At 38.7% G+C, this 21,821-nt stretch carries 22 protein-coding genes; 7 read left to right on the top strand and 15 right to left on the bottom strand.

Features of this window, described 5'->3' with window-relative positions:
• The first annotated feature begins 100 nt into the window (after window positions 1-100).
• Window positions 101-637, top strand: coding sequence for a TetR/AcrR family transcriptional regulator (locus JZO85_RS06335; RefSeq protein WP_207107658.1), 537 nt, complete (start codon window positions 101-103; stop codon window positions 635-637).
• A 321-nt stretch (window positions 638-958) separates the two neighbouring features.
• Here JZO85_RS06335 and JZO85_RS06330 read toward each other — a convergent pair whose 3' ends face one another.
• The 14 genes from JZO85_RS06330 to rihB all read right to left on the bottom strand — a co-directional run bounded on the left by JZO85_RS06330 (window position 959) and on the right by rihB (window position 16,945).
• Window positions 959-2,758: a beta-glucoside-specific PTS transporter subunit IIABC gene (locus JZO85_RS06330; RefSeq protein ID WP_207107657.1), complete on the bottom strand. Its 1,800-nt coding sequence runs from the start codon at window positions 2,756-2,758 to the stop codon at window positions 959-961.
• Window positions 2,755-4,158 carry a glycoside hydrolase family 1 protein gene (locus JZO85_RS06325; protein ID WP_207107656.1) on the bottom strand — a complete coding sequence of 468 codons (1,404 nt, stop codon included), beginning with the start codon at window positions 4,156-4,158 and terminating at the stop codon, window positions 2,755-2,757. Before JZO85_RS06325 ends, JZO85_RS06330 begins: the two co-directional genes overlap by 4 nt.
• Before the next feature lie 145 nt (window positions 4,159-4,303).
• Window positions 4,304-6,055 carry a PRD domain-containing protein gene (locus tag JZO85_RS23425; RefSeq protein WP_207107655.1) on the bottom strand — a complete coding sequence of 584 codons (1,752 nt, stop codon included), beginning with the start codon at window positions 6,053-6,055 and terminating at the stop codon, window positions 4,304-4,306.
• A gap of 279 nt (window positions 6,056-6,334) precedes the next feature.
• A complete protein-coding gene (locus tag JZO85_RS06315) occupies window positions 6,335-6,796 on the bottom strand; it encodes a hypothetical protein (RefSeq protein ID WP_242550241.1) in 462 nt (153 codons plus the stop codon).
• Between the two features lie 204 nt (window positions 6,797-7,000).
• Window positions 7,001-7,474, bottom strand: coding sequence for an SMI1/KNR4 family protein (locus tag JZO85_RS06310; RefSeq protein WP_242550240.1), 474 nt, complete (start codon window positions 7,472-7,474; stop codon window positions 7,001-7,003).
• A 182-nt stretch (window positions 7,475-7,656) separates the two neighbouring features.
• Window positions 7,657-8,109: a hypothetical protein gene (locus tag JZO85_RS06305; protein ID WP_207107654.1), complete on the bottom strand. Its 453-nt coding sequence runs from the start codon at window positions 8,107-8,109 to the stop codon at window positions 7,657-7,659.
• 132 nt (window positions 8,110-8,241) lie between these two features.
• A complete protein-coding gene (locus JZO85_RS06300) occupies window positions 8,242-8,679 on the bottom strand; it encodes a hypothetical protein (RefSeq protein ID WP_207107653.1) in 438 nt (145 codons plus the stop codon).
• A gap of 371 nt (window positions 8,680-9,050) precedes the next feature.
• Window positions 9,051-9,656: a hypothetical protein gene (locus JZO85_RS06295; protein ID WP_207107652.1), complete on the bottom strand. Its 606-nt coding sequence runs from the start codon at window positions 9,654-9,656 to the stop codon at window positions 9,051-9,053.
• A gap of 448 nt (window positions 9,657-10,104) precedes the next feature.
• Window positions 10,105-11,058, bottom strand: a complete 954-nt coding sequence (locus tag JZO85_RS06290) for an ABC transporter permease (RefSeq protein ID WP_207107651.1) — start codon at window positions 11,056-11,058, stop codon at window positions 10,105-10,107.
• Entirely contained in the window at window positions 11,055-12,188 is a 1,134-nt protein-coding gene (locus tag JZO85_RS06285; protein ID WP_207107650.1) for an ABC transporter permease, read from the bottom strand. Before JZO85_RS06285 ends, JZO85_RS06290 begins: the two co-directional genes overlap by 4 nt.
• Window positions 12,181-13,755 (bottom strand): ABC transporter ATP-binding protein, encoded by a 1,575-nt coding sequence (locus JZO85_RS06280; protein ID WP_242550239.1) that lies wholly within the window; start codon window positions 13,753-13,755, stop codon window positions 12,181-12,183. Before JZO85_RS06280 ends, JZO85_RS06285 begins: the two co-directional genes overlap by 8 nt.
• 56 nt (window positions 13,756-13,811) lie before the next feature.
• Entirely contained in the window at window positions 13,812-14,894 is a 1,083-nt protein-coding gene (locus tag JZO85_RS06275; RefSeq protein ID WP_207107649.1) for a BMP family lipoprotein, read from the bottom strand.
• 150 nt (window positions 14,895-15,044) lie between these two features.
• Entirely contained in the window at window positions 15,045-15,905 is an 861-nt protein-coding gene (gene rbsK, locus JZO85_RS06270) for a ribokinase (protein WP_207107648.1), read from the bottom strand.
• An 86-nt stretch (window positions 15,906-15,991) separates the two neighbouring features.
• A complete protein-coding gene (rihB, locus tag JZO85_RS06265; protein WP_207107647.1) occupies window positions 15,992-16,945 on the bottom strand; it encodes a ribosylpyrimidine nucleosidase in 954 nt (317 codons plus the stop codon).
• Between the two features lie 99 nt (window positions 16,946-17,044).
• On the opposite strand from rihB, the gene yeiL reads away from it, so the two are divergent.
• The 3 genes from yeiL to JZO85_RS06250 all read left to right on the top strand — a co-directional run bounded on the left by yeiL (window position 17,045) and on the right by JZO85_RS06250 (window position 18,595).
• Window positions 17,045-17,731 carry a transcriptional regulator YeiL gene (gene yeiL / locus JZO85_RS06260; RefSeq protein ID WP_207107646.1) on the top strand — a complete coding sequence of 229 codons (687 nt, stop codon included), beginning with the start codon at window positions 17,045-17,047 and terminating at the stop codon, window positions 17,729-17,731.
• Between the two features lie 414 nt (window positions 17,732-18,145).
• Window positions 18,146-18,352, top strand: coding sequence for a hypothetical protein (locus JZO85_RS06255; protein WP_207107645.1), 207 nt, complete (start codon window positions 18,146-18,148; stop codon window positions 18,350-18,352).
• Between the two features lie 30 nt (window positions 18,353-18,382).
• The gene (locus JZO85_RS06250; protein WP_207107644.1) at window positions 18,383-18,595 is read left to right on the top strand and encodes a DUF2922 family protein; all 213 of its coding nucleotides are present in this window, start codon (window positions 18,383-18,385) and stop codon (window positions 18,593-18,595) included.
• Between the two features lie 193 nt (window positions 18,596-18,788).
• Here JZO85_RS06250 and JZO85_RS06245 read toward each other — a convergent pair whose 3' ends face one another.
• Window positions 18,789-19,592, bottom strand: a complete 804-nt coding sequence (locus JZO85_RS06245) for a MerR family transcriptional regulator (protein ID WP_207107643.1) — start codon at window positions 19,590-19,592, stop codon at window positions 18,789-18,791.
• 135 nt (window positions 19,593-19,727) lie between these two features.
• Here JZO85_RS06245 and JZO85_RS06240 point away from each other — a divergent pair, with 135 nt between their 5' ends.
• From JZO85_RS06240 to JZO85_RS06230, 3 genes are all read left to right on the top strand, one after another.
• Window positions 19,728-20,537 carry a Cof-type HAD-IIB family hydrolase gene (locus JZO85_RS06240; protein WP_207107642.1) on the top strand — a complete coding sequence of 270 codons (810 nt, stop codon included), beginning with the start codon at window positions 19,728-19,730 and terminating at the stop codon, window positions 20,535-20,537.
• 66 nt (window positions 20,538-20,603) lie between these two features.
• Window positions 20,604-20,978 (top strand): DUF1694 domain-containing protein, encoded by a 375-nt coding sequence (locus tag JZO85_RS06235; protein WP_207107641.1) that lies wholly within the window; start codon window positions 20,604-20,606, stop codon window positions 20,976-20,978.
• 8 nt (window positions 20,979-20,986) lie between these two features.
• Complete coding sequence (locus tag JZO85_RS06230) at window positions 20,987-21,556, top strand: hypothetical protein (RefSeq protein ID WP_207107640.1); 570 nt, start codon at window positions 20,987-20,989, stop codon at window positions 21,554-21,556.
• The last annotated feature ends 265 nt before the right edge of the window (window positions 21,557-21,821 follow it).

The raw sequence follows: 21,821 nt of genomic DNA, 5'->3' as shown, positions 1-21,821 counted from the left end.
GATGTTACAGTTGCAACCTCTCGCAAAATGAAATATACTCTGTTCAACGAGGTGTTTCAAGTGTAACCCCTCCAAACGTTACAGATTGGGGCAAAGTGTTATGGCTAATGCGATGAACAGCTACAAAAACGCAATCACAAAGGAAAGTATCTTTACTGCGCTCATGATCATCATGGAAAAAAAGGACTTTCATAAAATATCCGTCACTGAAGTCACCGCAAAAGCAGGTGTCTCCAGAATGGCCTTTTATCGAAATTACGAAGTGCTTGAGGATGTCATCACTGACTACTTGAATGACTGCTTCGCCGAATATGAAAAAGCGATAGAACGTGTCGGATTATATAATAGCTATGAAGTTGTATTGCTGTTTTTCTCTACTTTCAAAGCGGAAAAAACGCTTTTATTAAATCTGATCGAATCAAAACTAACCTATCTCCTACTTGATAAGTGCAATACTTTTTTAGAAGACATCTGTAAAACAATTGTTTGTGACAAGTCTTATTCTCCAGAAAAGGAAAAATATACCATCAAATTTTTGACCGGTGGTTTTTTTAATATACTAATTGAATGGATTATGAACGACTTTAACGAAAGTGAAGAATATATGGCTGAACTCTTTTACGAATATTGTAAATAATTGGTTTATTTTCGTAACACATGTGGTTTTCGTCAAGCAGAGTTACCGTTCCACTCCTTGTTAAATGCTTCTCTAATTTTCCATTTTCTGGTCTAAAATGTTCATATCGTTTTCTATTAAGTTGGGGGTATAGGCAGCAATGTCCACTATTTTTCTTAGGTAATGAACTCGAAAATAGGACTGATCCTCCTTACATCCACCATTTTAGATAGCTGGAATGACCATACTTTTATGCCCTAAAATCATCTGAAGCATGAACGCAAAAAAGAATTCTTTACTTATCTTTCAACAAGTAAAGAATTCTTTTACGATTGCTTCAATCTAGACTACTGTATAGGGCATACCATTAGTAACAACAACAGGAGTATCTGTTAAATATCCTGCTTCTTTGATTTTATCAAGATCAAACTCCAACAATAGATCTCCAGCCTTCACCTGATCTCCTACGTTTACTTTAGGAGTAAAATGCTGTCCCTTCAAATTGACGGTATCCATGCCTACATGAATTAAAACTTCTGCCCCCTGCGTTGAGGTTAAACCAATGGCATGCAGGGTATCAAAAAGCATGGTTACTTCTCCGTCAAAAGGAGCATAGATTTTCCCTTCACTTGGCAATACTGCAAACCCTTTTCCCATTAGTTCCTTAGAAAAGACTTCATCCTGTACCTGAGCCAACTCAATTTGCTCCCCTTTAACCGGTGACACCATTTCTTGAACTGTCATGCTTGAAGTTAAATCGGCTGAATTTGTGGTACCTGCTCCTGTTTTTTCTTCCTTTTGTTCGCCAATTCCTAATACAAAGGTTAAACAGAATGCGCCTACTACCGCAATCACTACTCCAATAATAATATGAATAAAACTACTTGCTTTATACGTGGATAATGCCAGAATTCCCGGTAAAGCGACTGCATTACTGGATGCATGGAAAATACTTAAGTAAGCAGCTGCCACCCCAGCGGAAAGTAAGGCTGCGTAAAATGGCTTTTTATATTTTAAATTGTAGCCATACATTGCCGGTTCGGTAATTCCTAAAAAGGCTGTGAAGGCAGCTGAAAACGCACCGGCCTTCTGAGCTTTGTTTCTCAATTTGACAGCCACCGCAAAAGCCGCACCTGATTGTGCTAAATTTCCAACCAGTAACGCAGGAATAATTACTGTTTTTCCTGTTTCAGCAACTTCTTGAACCATAATTGGAGTAATGGCATAATGCATACCAAACATTACCAGAACGGGTCTTAAAGCCCCCAGAAGGAAGGCGCCAATAATTCCCCCTGTATTATATAACCAGTTAACACCTTGAGCGATATAGATCCCCGTGTACGAGCCGATCGGTCCTAAAATACCTAGTTGTAAGGGAACCATGATAAATAAGGTAAGCATCGGAACTGCTAGAATCTTAAAAGCATCCGGAATCAACTTATTGATCCATTTATAAATATAGCTCATAATCCAGACTGCAAAAATAATTGGAAAAACGGTTGCCTTATAATTAACGAACAATAGCGGCAAGCCAAAGAAATCTAATGCCTTGATCCCTGTTTCTGCTGCAGTCAACGCACCATTTTGAATGGTCGGATACATGTAAGCCGCAGCCAAAGCAACTGCCATATATTCGTTTGTCTTGAACTTTCTTGCTGCACTAATGGCCAGGAAGAATGGCAAGAAATAAAAGATTAAATCACCAGTCATTTGCAGCAACGCATACGCACCAGATTCTGGTGAAATTAGTTGAAAGTTGACCAACAGAGCATTCACGGATTGAATCATCCCGCAACCAATTAAAATAGGTAATGTCGGACTAAAAATGCCTGCGATGGTTTCAATCAACGAGCCGAAAGAAAACTTCTTCTTCTCCTCAACTTGTTCCTCATCACCACTTGGAACCAATGCCGTAAATGCACTGTAGACACCTGTTACCTTTCCACCAAGAATAACTTGCAGTTGGCCACTGCTGAATTGTGCTTTGATTACATCAGGAATATCATTCAAGCGATCCATTTTTACCGCTGCTTCATCTTTTACGTTTAAACGTAGTCTTGTCGCACAGTGGGTAACATTCGTAATATTCTCTTTTCCTCCAACAAACGACAAAATCTCCTTGGCAATTTCTTGATTGGTCATAGCGATTCCCCTCTTTCCTTAATCATATTTTGATACCAATAAAAACTCTTCTTTTTGATGCGCTTCATATCCAGCAGCTCTTCATTATTTCGATTAACGTAAACAAACCCATAGCGTTTATCCATACCCTCACGTCCACTAACCAAATCCATAAAGGACCACGCGCAATAACCGAAAACCGGATACCCCATTCCGATACAATCTTTGATTTGTGTTAAATGATTCTGCAGATATTCAATACGATAATCGTCATTGATTTCTCCATTCTCCAGCTTATCGTAAGCTCCTAACCCATTTTCGGTAATCAGAATTGGCAGACGATAGCGATGGTAGAAATCCATAATCGCGATTTTAAGCCCTTCAGGACAAATGTTCCAACCCCAGTCCGTTTGTGGAACATGCTCATTTTCTACAATTTTATAAATACCCGGCTCTTCATTGATGAAGACGGCTTTGTCATGATAGCCAAATTCTTTCTTCTGACTTTTGGCAACCGTTTGATTTAAATAATAGTTCATCGCCAAGAAATCCGGCGTATTTTCTTTCATCAGCTGCATGTCTTCCTCACGAATCTCAGGAAGGATGTCACGATCCTCCATGTATTTCCAGTGAAGAGGTGAATACTCCCCACGACAATGTAGTTCGGTGATATAGTACGTTGAAAGTTCATTAAATTCCATCGCCGCAATTGTATCCTCTGGTTTGTTGCTGCCAGCCAGTGCCGGCATGGGATTAATCACAGGACCAATTTTAGCGGTTGGTAAAAGCTCATGACATTTTTTAATTACGCGAGCCGTTGCTGTACACATGTGATAATTTGCCTGCTCAGCTGCTTTTAAATAATCCTGACCTGTCAATGCTTCAGGAAAACCAAGACGTCCACTAATTTTTAGTAAATGATCCTGTTCATTAATAGTCAGCCAGTGCTTCACACGATCTCCATAGTTTTCAAAAAGTACTGTCGCAAACCGTTCAAAATCATCAATGGCTTTTCGGTCCAACCAGCCACCATATTTTTCTACTAATGCTTGCGGGTATTCAAAATGATATATTGTCACAATCGGCTCCATTCCGTTATCAACAACCTCTTGTAACAGACGATCATAAAAAGCCACTCCCTCTGGGTTGACGCTTTCTCCATCCGGCATAATACGAACCCACGAGATAGATAGACGATAGGCTTTTAATCCCAATTCTTTCATCAAAGCAATATCTTCTTTATAGTGATGGTAATGATCGCTGGCTACAGAGAAATCAGTAATCCCTGGTTTCTTCGGCTGTAAATCATGAACCGCTACCCCTCTGCCACCACAGTCAATCCCTCCTTCTACTTGAAACGCTGAGGTCGCTGCGGCAAACAAAAAATCCTCAGGGAACTTAGAAATTCGTTTATGATACATCTTTCTACTCCTCTCTCCATCTGTTCTATTGTTACTTCTTATTATAAAAAGCCGCATAAAAAAAACCATTCAGTCTTTTTCCAAAAAAAATGGAAAAAAAGTGAATGGTTATACTAGAAGCCGATCAACTCCTTATATTCCTTGCTTAAGTGGATGTTTGAAGTAAGGGATGAATCACTTGGAAAAAGCCCGCTAGATTATTTGTCTCTGGATTATATTCAGCTACAATCACCGCTTCTAAAAAATGATCCTTGTACAAAATGGGTGTTTGCAGCTTTTTAATTCTTATTTGGCTCTTCCCCTTTGAAAAAGAAGCAAAGTAACCAATATTTTTTTCTAAAACCAAGTCATAGCGTTTAAAGCCGCCAAGCTGTTCTTCAGGAAAAAGCTCCGTCACTGACTTATAAGCTCCCTTAATTACATCATCTTCGGAAACAAAACGCTGATAATTTTCTTCTAGTCTGATTTTCTCATTGCTATGCAGACATCCTTGCAGGTAAAGCTCAATGAGTCCATAATCCTCCTGAACTAGGAACTTATCAATTAACAGCGCTCGATGATTTTTTACAATAACTGGAACTTCCGTGGTAAGAATCGCTAGAAAACGAGCATTGTACTCTTCCATAGCTGCTAAATATTTATATTGGGGAATGATTGTTACAGAGCACCCTTCAAGTCGCTGCATTAATTTCCTCTGTGCATCATAAATCAAGCTGGGAGCACTATCACTAATAAGCAAAAGTTCCTGCTTTGGCATTGAAGGTTCTAAAAATTTTGCAAAATAAAGAATAATATAGGATACTTCCGATTCTCTAATGTCGAGCTTAAAAATCGGAAGAAAATAGTCTCTTATAACTTGGGCTGAGAATGGATAATGCTCATTAATCGTTCGCTTATTAAAGTTCGGAACATCTGTGCCATTGTCATTTCTAATTTTCAGCTTGTACATATGCAGTAAAAAGTTTTCCCGCAGTGATTCAGACATCTCAATAGTAATGTTGAAATCCTTTTTTATTTCTTTGCTAAACAAATCCAGATTATCCTTCAGGACCTCCATGTATTCAGTAAAGCCATCTTTTTTTATAGAATGCAGCACATTCAACTCATTTAACTTCTTTTGGCAGCTCCACAGATCCTTTTCGCTCAAAATTACCTGCAACTCTGATTGAATCTGTTGATTTACCTCCATCATTAAATTTGAGAGTGGTACTTTTGCAACCTCTTCTTCTAAAAGAAAGCCCTGCTGCGTACGAATCATCGTTACTGACATATACCGATGAAATGCGGTAAAAGCATCTCCAGCAACTGTATAATGATGGGCTAGCACGGCTTTTTGTAAAATTTGATACAAAGTATCCATAGCCGAAAGAGCCTCTGAGTCTTGCTGAACGAGTGCCAGTGTTGCTGGGCTGATAATAAAAGATTTAGCCAAAAAATTTCTCTTTTTACTTTCAGACCATGGTAAACGCAAACCCTTTGTAGGAGAAACTTCAATATAATTCCGCAATCTCCAGGAAACATCCATTAGCTTATTCAGCATGGACTTAGACAAAAACAACTTTCGACCTAGCGCTTCCATGCTAATATAATCCTTTTCAAATAGTAAAATCATTAAAATACGGTTCGTTCTATCCCTGTCCACGTACTCCTCGTGATTTTCTTGAAAAGATTCATCCATAATTTTATCGATTGTCCTGCCAGCCTTTTCAATAAAGTAGCCTTTTTTTCCTATGTACTGAATTTGTTCTTCCTTCGGCAACAGCTGATTGATTGCTGCAACTTCATTTTTTACAGTCTTATCAGATACCTCTAAAGTTTGAGCTAACGTCGCTAGTAAGACGCCCTCTTTCATACTTAAAATATAGGATAAAATTAATACCTGTCGATAAGTTAGCACGAAATCACCTCATTCGTATCATAACCGAAATTCATTTACTCATACAACTAAATTTAAAACATGCCGTCATCCAACATGATTATGGTTGCCAGCGACCATGATCTAATTTAAAATTTGATAACAGCCTCATAATAGGCCAATAACAAAAGAAAATATCAGATTATGACAAACTTGCTTATTCAAGACCACATATCCAATAAAAAAAATTTGCAAGGTGAAAAAAAACTTAAAATAAATTATCACATCTTAACTTCAGGTAGTGAGCACCTAGTTGACAGACTAAAATACAGATAATGAGACTATACTCTTATTAATTTTTGACCATTCCTCTTCTGATAAACAAGCAAACTCCATGCCGATGATTTTATGATCCATATTTAGAAAGAATAATAAATGCTTGGATATCTTCACAGTAGTATGTAGTTTCTCTTTGTCTAGTTTGAAAAATAATTTTTTATATTCTCGTAATATTTTAAATTTAGAGTCTTCAGTTGCTATTGAGTTTCCATCAAAAATATCCATTTGAATCATTGGATTTTTTTCTTCACAATCTTCAATAGATAAAATAGATTCTTCAATATCGTTAATAGATAAGTAGGGCACTTCTAGCATTTTTTGTGTAATAGAATTAATTTTGACTTCAATAAAATGATTCTTGCTCATTAGCAAACCTGTAGTAATAAATTTCTCCCAGTTTATACCTATCATCATTTTCTTGAAATAACACTGTAATTGGAACATGGTAGCCTACCTCTACGACGCTCTCAATAAGTATATTTTCATAAATTACTCCTTCTAAAGCCAAGAAAAGATACTGTTTTTTTAATTGATACTGGCCAAGACTAAACTCTTGATTATCAAGCTATCTGTATCTGCAAAACAAGTTATAGGCAAATTTCATTAACGACTCAGATGACTGGACCTTATAATAATTTATTACTCCACTTAACCTATTTCTTCCATTACCATATCTAAAAGAAAGCTCCCGAAATTATCGTATAAAATTTCATTCCTTTGAGCTTCTTCAGAAAATCCTGGATAGTATGAAGTTATTTGAGGTTCATTTTCTTTATTAAGCTCGTTGAAATTCATACAATATAATTCACCCATGCCGGAATTATATAAAATAATAAGTTGTTTAGGCATCTGTATCAATTCTCTTTCATTTAAGGTCGCCCAAACAGTGTCCGGAATTCCAGAGTCTGCAAAGTCTTCTTTACATACTCCATATATTTCTATCGAACCAAATGTCAGTGCTCCAAAATCTGCTAAAAAAAGTTTGTAGTCTTCTGGAAACTCTACTCCTAGGATTTTTTGTGCTTTTTCTATACTATTTTTTTGAGCCCCACCAAAATCATCAACTAAATAATCATTTTCTTGTATTATTCTTTTCGCCTTATCGTACTTTTCAATACTCATCACAAAAATCTCCTTTACCTAAATCCCTCTGTTCTATTTTATCAATAATCTGAATTGGCTACGCCAAACTAGATAGAATAAATACAGCTGAATGCGTATCACGACTAAAGGAAATATCTTTTTAGTTAGTTCTGCCAAAATATTCATATTACTAGAATAGAAATTTACTAAAAAATTGTACACTACTTTTGGTTGTTCTGTTTCATTACTTCTTCAAACCATTCTTCTTCGATATCATCAGCTGTTTTCTCACCCTCTTCAGAATAAACTAACTCATATTGGTAACTTGCATTATAGCTGTTATTTTTAATATCATATATTAGTTTCATTTCTGTAGGCATTGGTCGACCAAATTGCTTACAAACATCCTCTATTTGTTTTAAATCATCCATCAATATCTGCAAAACGGTCTGTTGTCGATGAATTGATACATCAAGATTAGACAATTCTTCATTCACTTTATGCCTTTCCTTTAATTTCCCATTTATCTTATAAAAATATCCTACCGAATAAACCTTTCTTTCATAAGAGCAGTATATGTATATTACTTCACCATCGTTTTCAACATACTCTAAACAAATCGAGACCATATCCGCTTGTAAGTCTGTAAAATAATCTTCAAAAACTTTAGTCATATTTATTCTCCTTTTTAATAGAGTCGAGAGGGTAATTTTATCTGACTATTTGATGATTCCTACCGTTAGATCAATCAGATAGAAGCATATTGTTTCACTTATACTCACAGACTGCCGACGGGGATATATATATCATTTTATTTCTACGATATACTTTCCATAACTACCATCATCCCCCAACATTTCATAAGTGCCGAACAACTTGTCTCCCTTATTTTTTTGAGAAAAAGTAAGGGTATCCCATTCATCACAATAATTAATGTAGATTTTTTCTTTATCGCCTAACCAATTGTAACTATCCCCTAGCTGATTATAGGTTTCAAGGTTACCTTGAAAATAATGAAAACGATTTAATGGTATCTCTGTTACTTCATCTACCTCTATACTCATACCGCTTGCATCAAGTTCTTCAACTGCAATGATTTTAAGGTACCCTCTTTTTGAGAGGTGATAGATTTCATTGTGATTTCTTCTTAAACTCCATAAACCTGAGTATTTTGAATAGTTAGACAGAAATAAGCCACATAATAATATAATCAACAATAACGTTTCAATGTATCTTTTTTTCAAAACTATTTCTCCATTTCTGTTTTTTTCGCAAAATTAGTCATTGGTACTCCTTTTTGAGCTTTGAGGAGTTATATTGATCTCTCCAAAGCCCATTTTTTCATAGCTATCATCTACACTTAAATTGATTGAGACATATTTCTATCAATTTAATATGAAAGCAATGGAAGTTCAGTTCCAAGAATCTTTATTGTCTACCTTTTTATTGATAATCCTCTCCCTTTAGCAGATCACTCTCTAATCTCCTATGCTCTTGTTCCATCCTTATTCGCATAAATATATGATTCACCGTTCATAATCCGATTTTCAAAATTCTTCTATGCTGCTACTATTGGATATTTTTCTGGTAAAAAAAATCCCAGTCTTTGCTTACATTACTCCCTTGAAGAACTAACTTCATCTACCTTCTTATACTTCTTCAAGAATTCATCCATAGAATTCGGAATGTCGTTTTTTGATCGTTCTAATGGATATTCGACGTTCCCATTACTTGAATTACGGCGATAAACCCATTGTTTCTCTTTTTTCTCAATGCTGCCTGTTTCAAAATCAATCGTACTTGGTTTGGCAGATTTATATATTCCAACATATCTATTTGAATTTAACCCTTTCTCATCGTAGAAAGATAACATCGTATCTTTAACTGACTTGCCTAGATAAAATTTTCCATTACTATATGAATATTTTCCCTCGATAAAAATAATATCGTAAGTTTCCCCATCACCAAAACTGTCTTCTGGAGCGTTCGTTCCTGGTATTGCAACATAATTTTCCTCATCAAGAAATTTTATGTACTCTGGCATTGATCCCTTTTCTTGAAAAGTATAGATTTCTCCGAATACAATTTCTTTGATTTCACTATTTATAAATTCGTTCTTAGCAATCTCCTTTTTGGTTACTAAAAAGTACCAAAAAGTAATAACTGTGAGTACTATGATAGTTACTAAAAAAATTGGTAGTAGTCCAGTCTTCTTGCTCAATCATTTACCTCCTACTAATGAATCTCTGGCAAAGCTAACTCTGCTCAATTCTCTAATTTCCTCTTCAAATATTCTCTTTCATTCAGATAATGCGTGTCCTCTATTTGACTTCTAAATGATGCATTAAAAATTAGTTTCTTATTTGAATGCTAAGCGAACAGAAGTACTTTATAATTATTATCGGTTTCTTTATTGAAAATATCACATTCTGCTATAAAATAGAATCTAAAATCACAAATAAAGTTATTCGATACCTTGAACGGCAAAGTAACGACCCTAAACGGTAATGTTTATTCCTTAATATTAAGAAAAATCCAAGAATCCATCAATCGATAAAATGGCTTAGGTTTAGATGTATTCGCACCTAATTTTCCTTTTGAATCGTTCAAAATTTTTTTATAAAAAAAGAAACCAATCGCTAGGAATTAGTTTCTTTTCGTATTTCTAACTATTTCGATTTTATATAGTTTACTCCGCCTGCTTTTGGCCCTGTAGCTTTTCCTAAGAAGACAACTAACACGAGAATCGTTAGTACGTATGGCGCAGATTGCAGATACACATCAGGAATCTGCGAAATGACCGGCAAGTTAGATCCGGCAATACTGAGATTCTGCGCGAAGCCAAAGAAAACCGCGGCTCCCATTGCACCGAGTGGATTCCATTTACCAAAGATCATTGCTGCTAAAGAGATAAATCCTTGTCCGGCGATTGTAGTGATGGCAAAACGCCCGGCAATTGACTGAGCAAACACTGCTCCGCCCATACCGCCAAGAAATCCAGAAATCAGCACGCCCGCATAACGCATCGCATAGACATTGATCCCTAAAGTATCTGCTGCTTGCGGATTCTCTCCGACTGAACGTAATCGCAGACCAAATTTGGTTTTATAAATGACGAACCATGCTGCAACTGCAACAGCGATCGCAAAAAAGGCTGGCAAACTAGTACGCTTGAAAAGCAGGTCGCCCAGAATCGGAAGCTTGCTTAGACCAGGGAAATCATAATAGCCAAATTGCTGCTGAATCGTATCGGTTTGTCCCTTGCCATACATCACTTTAATCAAAAAGATCGTCAATGGCGGGGCCAATAGGTTCATGACCGTCCCACTGATAACGTGGTCTGCACGGAAATTGATCGTGGCTGCCGCATGGATTAAGGAGAACACTAACCCGGCAATTCCACCAACGAGGACTCCCAGCCAAGGCGTCATCATACCAAATTGATCTGCGAAGCTTAAATTGAAAATAACCGAACTAAATGCACCAACTACCATGATTCCCTCTAATCCGACATTTACGATTCCGCTACGTTCAGAAAAGACACCGCCTAATGCCGTTAAAATCAAAGGTGCTGCATAAACGAGGGTTTGAGAGATCAATGAACCAATTAACTGGATGTTCATTCCAAATCAGCTCCTTCCTGTTTATGATTTAACGACTGAACTGTTCTTACTTCTCGCTTTTTCTTCTCCTTCTTGTGCTCTCCAGCTTTGTCTAACGCCCGTCCAACTACATAATTGATTCCGACAAAGAAGATGATCAGCGGAATCACACTATTTGCCAGTTCACTTGGAACACCAGCAAACTGCATTCCCTGTCCGCCGAGCTTCAAGATACTGAAAAGCAGTGCTGATAAAAGAATCCCGACCGAACCGCCATTTCCTAATAAGGAAACAGCCATACCATCAAAGCCGATACTGATCGAGGAACCTTGAACAAAATAATTGCCAAATGTTCCTAGTCCTTGAACCACTCCGCCTAATCCAGCTAACAGCCCAGATATCAGCATAGAGATCACGATCGTGCGTCTACTGCTCATACCAGCATATTCAGAGGCAAAAGGATTGATTCCAACTGAGCGAATCTCAAATCCCAAGGTCGTCCGTTTCATCAGAAACCAAACCAGAACTAAGAAGATCAAGGCAAGAACAAACCCCATATTGACTCGTGACCCGCCAAACAGATTTGTCAGCCACTCTTCTCGTAGTAACCCATTCGTTCCCACGATTTTAGTAACACCTTTATTGGAAATGATCGTTGGTGCCATGACATTATTGACTATGTGATTGGCAAAATACAACAAAACATAATTCATCATAATCGTGACGATGACCTCACTAGTCCCAAAATAAGCCCTCAGCAAGCCAGGGATTGCCGCTGCCAAAGCACCAGCTGCTGCTCCTGCAAGAATCGCCAAAGGTACTACCACTGCTTTTGGTGAATCAGGCATACTCAACGCTACCCAAATACTCGCTACCCAGCCGCATAACGCTTGTCCCGATAGACCGACGTTGAAAAATCCTGCTGAATTAGCCACTGAGAAACCTAATGCAGTAAAAATTAGCGGTCCGGCACCAACTAAGATCTCACCAATAGAGATACTGCTTTGAAAGGCTGAACGGAACATCGCCTGGTACCCTAAGAGCGGATTATATCCGGTCGCAAGCATCAGCAATCCTCCCAAAATAAATCCTAAAACGACCGAGATAATCGGCACCAGCGCATTGCTGAGTTGTCCAGAACGATCATTCATTTGTTCCACCCACCTTTACTAACTCTTTTCTGGCATCTTCTAAGCTATATCCCGCCATCAGCAAGCCCAGCTCTCTTTCCGTTGTTTCCTGCGGATCAACGATTCCGACAATCTCTCCTGCATGAATCACCGCTATACGGTCCGAAACATTCAAAATTTCATCCAACTCAAAGCTGACCAACAGAACTCCTTTACTTTTATCCCGCTGTTCTATCAAACGTTTATGAATATATTCAATAGCACCGACATCTAAGCCTCGCGTCGGCTGCGCCACAATCAGAAGCTCTGGATCTCGGTCCACTTCTCGAGCAATAATCGCTTTTTGCTGATTTCCTCCAGATAATGATGCTGCTGGCGCCTGTTCACTAGTCGTTCGAACATCGTATTCTTCAATCAAGCGACTAGCGTATTGCTGGATCTCCGCGAAATTCAAAATACCATTTTTACTAAAAGGTTCATGATAATAAGATTGCAGAGCAATATTTTCCGATAATGGCATAGGTAAAACCAAGCCATACTTATGGCGATCCTCTGGTACATGTCCAACCCCATTCTCAGTGATCTCCCGCGGCTTGTTGCCAGTCACATCTTTTCCATCAATCATGATCGTGCCGCTTTCCACTTTTCGCAAACCCGTCAATGCCTGAATCAACTCTGATTGACCATTCCCATCAATACCGGCGATTCCTAAGACCTCGCCACGATGAACAGTTAAACTCAAGTTTTTCACCGCATCCAGCCCACGGCTTTCCTTTACTACTAAATCTTCAATAGAAAGAACGATCTCACCGATCGTCGGCGGCTGTTTGTCCGTCTTGAAAGAAACCGAGCGTCCTACCATCATATCTGCCAATTCCTGAGAACTCACATCTTTTACATCAACCGTTCCAATATAACGGCCTCGGCGAATAACTGAACAACGGTCAGCGACTTTTTTGATCTCATCCAGCTTATGAGTAATCAAAATGATTGACTTGCCCTCGTCAACTAATGTTGCCATGATCGTGATCAGTTCATCGATTTCCTGCGGCGTCAAAACTGCTGTCGGCTCATCGAAGATCAACACATTCGCACCGCGATACAAGGTTTTCAAGATTTCTACCCGTTGCTGCATTCCGACCGAAATATCCCGAACATACGCATCTGGATCGACCTGCAAACCATAGTTATTAGATAATCGAGTAATCTCTTCCTTGGCTTTTTTCTGATCCAACACGCCATTTGTACTTAACTCACTGCCTAAAATAATATTTTCAGTCACTGTAAAAGCATCAACTAACATAAAATGCTGGTGGACCATTCCGATTCCAAGCTGATTTGCTTTGGTTGGACTGGCGATGCTGACTGCCTGTCCATTCATATAAATCTCACCTGAGGTTGGCTGCAATAACCCCGACAATACATTCATCAAGGTCGATTTACCAGCGCCATTTTCTCCTAAGAGCGCATGGATTTCACCCTTGCGAATTTGCAGATTGATATCGTCATTGGCTTTGAAATCGCCGAATTGCTTTGTGATATGCCGCATTTCGATGACATACTGTTCTTCTGTCACGTTGATTCGCATCCTTTCTTTCCTTCTAGTGATCCCCTCTGAACAATTCAGAGGGGACCTTTCTGTTACTAATCCTCAGGTGTTTCAGGAACCTTGATATCGCCAGAAATCACTTGCTCCTTCGCTTCCTTCACTGCCGCTTTTGCTTCATCGCTTAGATAGCCATCGGTCATTTCTACACCGCCATCCTTCAAGCCAAAGGACAGGTGTTTGCCGCCAGGGAACTTATCTTCTAATGCACGAGTAGAGATATCTTGAACCACCACACCAACAGATTTAATCGTTGAAGCAAGACAGAAATTGCTTTCTTTCCCATCTTTTGATTTGTACTCACCTTCGTCCTGTTGATCGCGATCCACGCCTAATACCCAAACTTTATCTGCTTCATTTTTTTCTGAATTCAAGGCCTTTGCTTCTGAGAAAACACCGGCGCCAGTTCCGCCAGCTGCTTGATAAATGATATCCGCACCGTTTTGATAAATATTCGCTGCTAAGGCCTTCCCTTTTGCCGGATCACCAAAGGATGCTGCATATTTCACATCTACCGAGATTTCCTTGTTCAGCTTCTTCGCTGTATCTTTGACTCCTTTAACAAACCCTGCTTCATAACGATCAATTACCTTACCTTCTTCGCCGCCGATGAAGCCGACTTTGTTGGTTTTAGTCGTGTAGCCGGCAGAGACACCCGCAATATAACCCACTTCATTGTCACGGAAGGTCGCAGATACCACGTTATCCTTGCCCTCAATTACAGTATCGATAATGACGAAATTGGTGTCCGGGTTTTGTCCGGCTGCCGCTTCAATCGAATCCGCCAGTAAATACCCAATCCCAAACACCGTCTTGAAATTATTCGACACGGCAGTATCGATGTTCGATGCAAATTGAGCGATCTCATTGGATTGAATATAGTCATAGCCGCCGATTCCTCGTTTGAATTTATTTTCCTTCCCCCATTTTTGCAGACCTTCCCATGCCGATTGATTGAAGGATTTATCATCTACTCCGCTGACATCGGTCACCATCACGACACTATGATCTGAGCTTCCTTTATCAGAAGAACCACTTTTGTTTCCACCACCACAACCACTAAACGCCACTAACGCCGCCATTGCCACAAGACCCAAAGAAAATAATTTTGTTTTTTTCATTTTGTATTCCTCCTAGTTCGTTTTCATGTATTGTTTTTCAAAAAGAAAAATAAGTTAGATGCTCATCACATCTATCAATTGTCTAAAACATAGGATTTCTTTGACCGATAGCTGCAAAAAGCAGAATCGATATCTCAAAGCTTCTCCTTGCTAAACCAGCTCTTCGATTCTCGGCATCGCGCTTTGTGCTCCTAATCCTTGAACTGTCTTACTAGCTGCTAGGTTCGCAAAGTCGATGGCCGCTGCCAGATCCTGTTTCTGTCCAAAAGCCACTGCAAATGCTGCATTAAAAGTATCACCAGCACCTGTCGTATCCACTACTGGAACTTGATAGCTGGAAATCTCTACGATTTTTTCTCCATCATGATAGCGAACCCCATTTGCGCCATAAGTCATAATGATTTGATTCGGATACTTTTGTAATACCAACTCTGCCTCCTGCTCAAAAAGCTGATTGATCTCAATTTCATTCGGGGTTAAAAAAGTCGCCTTGACTAAGTGTGCTCGATCAATCTCCGGCGCTGGTGCTGGATTCAGTACCAGGCATACGTCATTTTCAGCACACAGATCAATCAAATATTCAATTGTATCCAGTGGAATCTCACATTGAGTAATGACGATGTCCGCTGCTAAAATCTGGGCTTTAGAGTCATCGATCAGCGAACGATCCACACAGGCATTGGCTCCTTGTACCAGAATGATTGAATTATCGTTTTCCGCGATCGTGATATAAGCCACTCCGGTAGGCTCTGCCACTTTTTTTACACAAGAAACATCAACCTGATTCTCTTGAAAATTTTTCAATACAATCTCGCCATAAGCATCGTTTCCGACACACCCGACCATGGTAACCTCTGCACCCAGTCGCGCTGCCGCAACAGCTTGATTGGCACCTTTTCCTCCGGGCAGCATCTTACTGTCTGTCCCAAACATTGTTTCGCCAACTTTCGGAAAGCGATCTGCTTGAACAACCAGATCTAAATTAATGCTCCCAACTACTACAACTTTCATTTTCAAACCCTCCTAAATAAACCGCTTACATAATATAGAAGAGAAACAATTCATTGATTTTATTCAATTGCTTCTCTCATAGTTCGTTATTTTGCACCAACATATACGTCTGAATACTTCTTGATACATTCCTCTACCAAATCCCAGAAATAATCGGTATCGATCTTTTTACCAACCTTCGCATTTGGTACTTGCTTCAAGACATTCAACTCATCACAGACCGTTCGCCCGTAGCAAGGTCCTTGATTCGTATCGATTTCTACAAACATGTCTTGTGTTTCAAAGGCTTCTGGATGAATCAGATAGGCCACGCATGTCGCATCGTGTACAGGGCCTGCCTCCAACCCAAAGCACTCGAATTGGCTTTTCAGTGTAAACCGCATAATATCTCCGAATAATTTACCAGCAGCATTTCCAACTGCTTCCATCCGTTCAATAACCTCCATCGTACAAAGTGTTTGATTCGTCAAATCCAATCCCATCATGACAATCGGAGCACCAGAGGTAAAGACGACTTGTGCCGCCTCTGGATCGGCAAAAATATTGAACTCAGCTGAAGGTGTGAAATTGCCTGTTCCATAAGCGCCACCCATCAAAACAATTTCCTTGATCTTAGGAACGATCCTTGGCTCTGTCCGCATAGCAACCGCGATATTGGTTAGTGGACCAACTGGCACCAGCGTAATATCCCCATCGCTTTCCAACAGAGTATCAATGATGTATTTAATCGCATGTGTTTTTTCTACCTGACGATGAAGCGGGCCAAAGACTGGTCCGTCTAAACCAGATTCACCATGAACATTGTCTGCCACTACTTGTTCTCGTACTAGTGGTTTTGGCATCCCCGCATAGACCTTCGCATCGATATCCAATAATTGGCAGACATTCAACCCATTTACCACCGTCTTGTCCAACGTTTGATTTCCTGCTACAATAGTAATTCCTAATAGATCAATTTTCGGATGGACTGCCGCCATCAACATTGTAATCGCATCATCGTGCCCTGGATCACAGTCGAGAATAATTTTTCGCTTTTCCATTTTAACGCCTCCTACAAATTTATTTCCTTTATTTATTTGCATTATAGCGAGTTCCTTCCTATCACAAATATGAGAAATCTCATACAAGGAGACAGAAAAATGAAGAAATTGCACAATGAGCAATTAAAGCAGCAATTTATCCGCTCTTCGGGCTTTTTGAATCAATTTTCCTTTGATGTCAGCTTAGATACTCAACTATTTTTCTTTCCAGCCAACAGCTATATCGTCAAAGAAAATCAACCGCCAACGCATTTGTTTTATTTAGTCAAAGGTAAAGCCAAGCTGTATGACACTTTGGCTAATGGTAAATTGGCACTGATCGATTTCTTTTCACCGCCCTGCTTTATCGGCGAGATGGAATTGGTAGATGAAAATCAAACAGCTTTTAGTGTACAGGCGATCGATGATTGCTGGTGCCTCGCCTTGGCACAAAAGGATTGTCAAAAGCGGCTGCTGTCCGACACACTTTTTTTACAAAAATTATGTATTTACTTTGCTCATAAAAACTATCGAAACATTAAAGCATCAACAAAAAATCAAGGCTATCCTCTTTCGCAGCGTTTAGCTTCCTTCATTTTATTGACACAAAACGAAGGCATCTATCGCGAAAAACACACTCAGGTCGCTGAATACCTAGGTGTCTCCTATCGACACCTGCTTTACGTGTTCGCACATTTTGTAGAAAAAGGCTACATCATAAAAGAAAAAAAACACTATCTAATTCTAGATAGCGAAAAGCTGACGCAGTTAGCGGCTGAAGTGAAAATGAGAAGCCCTCAAGAATAATTCCTCTCAAAAATTTTGATGTGTGTCAGTGGTCTTTCCGATCTGTGACTGCATGCCTATCACAATAATGTAAGCCTTTTATGAATAAATTTTTGACTCGTCTGTGTTTTTTACAGACGCGTCTTTTTGTCTACAAACACTGATTTACCAGCTTCTCAAACACAAATAAAGCCTTTTCACAAACAAATAATTTTGTCAAGCTCGTATAACTGGATTTAAGGGCCTTTTACGGAGGTTTTGGCGAGTGAGAATTATTATAAATCCTATTAAATCAACGTTTCTGTTAAATGAATAAGTATCGTTCCTCCGAAATTGACCCACTTTTCACGAAATTGGCAGGAGGCGTTTTTTTCGTTTTGCGGTATTCTTACCTCACCGGCCGGAACTATAAAAAATCAACATGGAGGAATGAAAATGATTCAACGAATTGGAAACAAATTAAAAGTACAGGTCAATGCGCCAAATGAGGAAAAGTTGCAAAACATCAACTTTCAAAATGTCGTGGACGCTCCAGAAGAAAGCGCCATCTTAGAGTTAGGCGAAATCATGACTCTTCTATCACCTGACGGCAGCGAGCTTGATGGTGTTGTCCTAACCAGCCAAACTCGTTACACCAACTAACATCATAAAAAAGAAATCGGAGGAAATGATATGTTAAAACTAGTTGCCATTTTTAGAAGCAGTGCAGGAAAGAAACAAACATGGAGCTTCGCTAATCCAGATACGAGCAAGACACCCGCGCAAATCAAAGGTCTATTGGAACGAATCGGTCCATTGAAGCTATTCTCTAAAGAAGGAGAAGATCTCTTTGATACGGTGGAGACAGCTATGCTAGTAGAAACTACCGAGACGATTCTATTCTAATCGCAAAAATACCCAGGGCGACACGTTTTCGCCGCCCTTCTCTTTTATCAATTATTCACTTTAACAAATAGGATAGAAGCAATTGAACTAGCTTTTAATCCAGCAAGCTCATAATCTCAAATCAGATATAACCTATAAAATACAAAAAAAGTTTTTATAGCGTTTTCCACTAAAAACGTCATAAGAACTTTTTTTATTTTGCGGGCAATGAACATCTCATTTCGTATCTCGGCAGGCTTCGATTCATTTGAACAGTTATTAGTTCCAGCTCGAATATGATTTTGGGATGTTCTTTTTTAAAGAGCTCTGGGAAAACCTCATTTGCTGAAGTTAACCTTGTCTCAGCGGTTATTTTTGCTAAATAAGAAGTCGCTGGCACACGAATGACAGAATCAAATGTTGAATTTTTTTCCTTTTCCTCTAGTGCGATAAAAATATAAGAACGATACGTGCCCTCTTCATATATAAGAGCGGTACCCATCTCGTATTTGGTTTGTAGGTCCAACTTTTCTAACTTCTTAAATACCTTTGCCAATAAAGTATGATAAGCAATGTCATCTATTCGACCATCGAATGGCTCTAACCAATAATCAGTGGCATCAAATTCAATCAGCGTAGCCTGATTATTTTCTTTCATATCTGACGAACGCTGAATCTCCTTTTTCAACTCCTCCAGAAAGCCTAAACCTTCCTGAAATTCCTTCACTCTTTTTTTCAACATCTCAATACCGACGTCCGCAAGCTCGGAGATATTTTCGATCGATCCATCTTCGGATAGGTACTCCTTTAAGTCCTTTAACGGAATACTTATTTCTGCACAAAGCTTGATGATTTCAACTAAATAGATATGTTCTTGAGAATAATAGCGGTACCCATTCTCTTCATTCACCCAAGCTGGCGGCAGTATTCCGATACGATCATAGTATCTCAACGCTTTGACATGAACCCCTGAGAGTTCAGCCAGCTTTCCAATTGTTAACAAATCCTTATGATCCATCTCATCCTCCTTGACCTTCCCTTTAAGGGATAGCTTATAACTATTTTATATCATTTTACTATACGTTTGTCGTCTATTGGAACAATCAAAAAAATAACTCCTATAGCGAATAAACTCATGAATGGAGGAAACAAAATGATCAAACTTATTGCCGCAGATATGGATGGCACCTTTTTAAGAGACGATCTGACCTACGATAACGCGCGCTTTCGTAAAATCTTTGAAAAAATGGAGGAGAATGGCGTCAAATTTGTTGCCGCAAGTGGGAACCAGCACTCGAAACTCCGCTCGCATTTTTCATTCAATGACCACATTTCAATCATAGCGGAAAATGGCGCGCATGTTTTAGCAGAAAAGGAGGAGCTGGTCGCTAGTTCGATCCCCACATCCAAAATCGCTCAGATCTTAGCCTTACTTAAACGAATACCCAGGATCGAGATCTTGCTTTCTGGAAAACGCTTTGCCTATACAGATTCTAAAAACGAAAAAGTTCTCTCTTTAGCAAAACGGTTTTTTGTTAATTTAAAAGTCATCGAGAACATCAAACAGCTGCCAAAGGATCAATTTTTTAAAATCACCTGTTTGCTTCCTAGTGACAGTAAAGGCTATATGACAAAAGTGATCGAAAAGAATTTTGGCGGGAATATTTGTGTTAAAGCAGCTGGACATGGGACTTTGGATATCCTTTCGCCTGACATAAATAAAGCGACAGGTTTAGAAAGGTTAGGAAAAAAATACGCTATCCGCCCTTCTCAAATGATTGCTTTTGGAAATGATTGGAATGATGAAGAAATGTTGACGTATGCTGGCAGATCCTTTGTTCCGGGAAATGCTGATCCTAGTATCCAACAACTCGCTGATAAAATCATTCCATCAAACAATAGCGATGGTGTACTGAAAACACTAGAGGATTACGCAGCCAATAATTGGGAATATCCCTATTAAACGCTGAAAAAAAAGCTGCATGATGAAATTTCCTTTGTCTAATAAAAAGAAAGAGGTGCCTTCACTATGATCAATAAAATTCGAAAATACATTGCCCAACGTCAAAATTTAGTAAAACAGCCTATTGTTGAAACAGATATCTTATTAGGCAGTAAACCCAAAAATATAAAAAGCTTTCTTACCTTTAAAGAATTCCACAAAAATAGTCATTTTTCTATTAAAAAGATCAAAGAGCATTTAAAGCAAGCCAAAGGAAAGCTGATCATTAACGGGAATCTTAAACAAAACTATATTTCAAAGCTAATGAAATTGGTTTTAAAAGAAAAAGGCGAGTTCTCAGTGATCGTCAATGATGGTTATCGGCTTTCAAAAAAGAGAAATATTGAAAATTCTTCTCAGGTAGCAGTGATATTGGAACCACTTAACAAAGGATCGGAGTGATAAAAACAATGCAATTTACAGTATCCGCAAATACAATAAAAAACAACTTAGAAAATCAATTGATGCATGGAGCAAAAAAACTGATTGAGGATAAACATTACCTGACAATCCCCTTAAATGAGCTGCTTGCAGCGTCTAAGGTCAGTAAAAAAAGATTCTATCAGCACTACAAGAACCAGGTCGATTTACTACACTCGGCTAATCACACGTTTATTACTGAACTAGAAGCGATCATTCCTTCGATTGAATCAAAAGAAGATTTGACCCGTTTAACTGATAACCTGATTGAAATGACGAGTTCTGTGGAGCAGCAGAAAAGAATAAAGCTGCTCTTTCAAATGAATCATGGGATCGACTTGAATCACTTTATGCCATTAAAAGCGCAAATTTTCACTATTCTTAACGCTAAGATGGAGCTATTCTTTCAAAAAATACGTAGAAAAACTGACTCTCTAAACATCGATGAGCTGAAAGAAGCTTTTTACACGATTATGGAGGATTCGATTATTCATGACAAAATCAGAAACTTCCATCTGATGGTCTATTCCCTGAAAATTTTGGATGTCGTATTTGAATAACTAGAGGCATCAACCCAGCAATTTAAAAAGCTCGTGTATCGTTTGGTGCAACTATTCCATTAATACACGAGCGTTCACTCTGACCTATTTATTCATGTAAGAAAATTTGTTCAAGACAAAAACATAAAGTTTTATTCAAATCTTTTTTTCAGGCTAAAGCGAGCCTTGTTTCTATGGTAAATTTGTTCGTAGGGAATGTACCTCCTAAGTAGTCGGTTTCGCCACTTGACTATTGTCATAGAGGAAAACATTCCTTTTTTATTTC

It is taken from the genome of Candidatus Enterococcus murrayae (assembly GCF_017315985.1).
In the GTDB taxonomy this organism is placed as follows: Bacteria; Bacillota; Bacilli; order Lactobacillales; family Enterococcaceae; genus Enterococcus_A; species Enterococcus_A murrayae.
This window is presented reverse-complemented; position numbering and strand designations above follow the sequence as displayed.

Excerpts from the sequence above, each read along its gene's own strand:
- JZO85_RS06285 (WP_207107650.1), bottom strand. The coding sequence starts at position 12,188 with ATGAATGATCGTTCTGGACAACTCAGCAATGCGCTGGTGCCGATTATC.
- rbsK (WP_207107648.1), bottom strand. The coding sequence starts at position 15,905 with ATGAAAGTTGTAGTAGTTGGGAGCATTAATTTAGATCTGGTTGTTCAA.
- yeiL (WP_207107646.1), top strand. The coding sequence starts at position 17,045 with ATGAAGAAATTGCACAATGAGCAATTAAAGCAGCAATTTATCCGCTCT.
- JZO85_RS06235 (WP_207107641.1), top strand. The coding sequence starts at position 20,604 with ATGATCAATAAAATTCGAAAATACATTGCCCAACGTCAAAATTTAGTA.
- JZO85_RS06305 (WP_207107654.1), bottom strand. The coding sequence starts at position 8,109 with ATGACTAAAGTTTTTGAAGATTATTTTACAGACTTACAAGCGGATATG.
- JZO85_RS06290 (WP_207107651.1), bottom strand. The coding sequence starts at position 11,058 with ATGAACATCCAGTTAATTGGTTCATTGATCTCTCAAACCCTCGTTTAT.
- JZO85_RS06275 (WP_207107649.1), bottom strand. The coding sequence starts at position 14,894 with ATGAAAAAAACAAAATTATTTTCTTTGGGTCTTGTGGCAATGGCGGCG.
- JZO85_RS06315 (WP_242550241.1), bottom strand. The coding sequence starts at position 6,796 with ATGTTCCAATTACAGTGTTATTTCAAGAAAATGATGATAGGTATAAAC.
- JZO85_RS06310 (WP_242550240.1), bottom strand. The coding sequence starts at position 7,474 with ATGAGTATTGAAAAGTACGATAAGGCGAAAAGAATAATACAAGAAAAT.
- JZO85_RS06255 (WP_207107645.1), top strand. The coding sequence starts at position 18,146 with ATGATTCAACGAATTGGAAACAAATTAAAAGTACAGGTCAATGCGCCA.
- JZO85_RS06245 (WP_207107643.1), bottom strand. The coding sequence starts at position 19,592 with ATGGATCATAAGGATTTGTTAACAATTGGAAAGCTGGCTGAACTCTCA.
- JZO85_RS06330 (WP_207107657.1), bottom strand. The coding sequence starts at position 2,758 with ATGACCAATCAAGAAATTGCCAAGGAGATTTTGTCGTTTGTTGGAGGA.
- JZO85_RS06335 (WP_207107658.1), top strand. The coding sequence starts at position 101 with ATGGCTAATGCGATGAACAGCTACAAAAACGCAATCACAAAGGAAAGT.
- JZO85_RS06325 (WP_207107656.1), bottom strand. The coding sequence starts at position 4,158 with ATGTATCATAAACGAATTTCTAAGTTCCCTGAGGATTTTTTGTTTGCC.
- JZO85_RS06240 (WP_207107642.1), top strand. The coding sequence starts at position 19,728 with ATGATCAAACTTATTGCCGCAGATATGGATGGCACCTTTTTAAGAGAC.
- rihB (WP_207107647.1), bottom strand. The coding sequence starts at position 16,945 with ATGGAAAAGCGAAAAATTATTCTCGACTGTGATCCAGGGCACGATGAT.
- JZO85_RS06250 (WP_207107644.1), top strand. The coding sequence starts at position 18,383 with ATGTTAAAACTAGTTGCCATTTTTAGAAGCAGTGCAGGAAAGAAACAA.
- JZO85_RS06230 (WP_207107640.1), top strand. The coding sequence starts at position 20,987 with ATGCAATTTACAGTATCCGCAAATACAATAAAAAACAACTTAGAAAAT.
- JZO85_RS06280 (WP_242550239.1), bottom strand. The coding sequence starts at position 13,755 with ATGCGAATCAACGTGACAGAAGAACAGTATGTCATCGAAATGCGGCAT.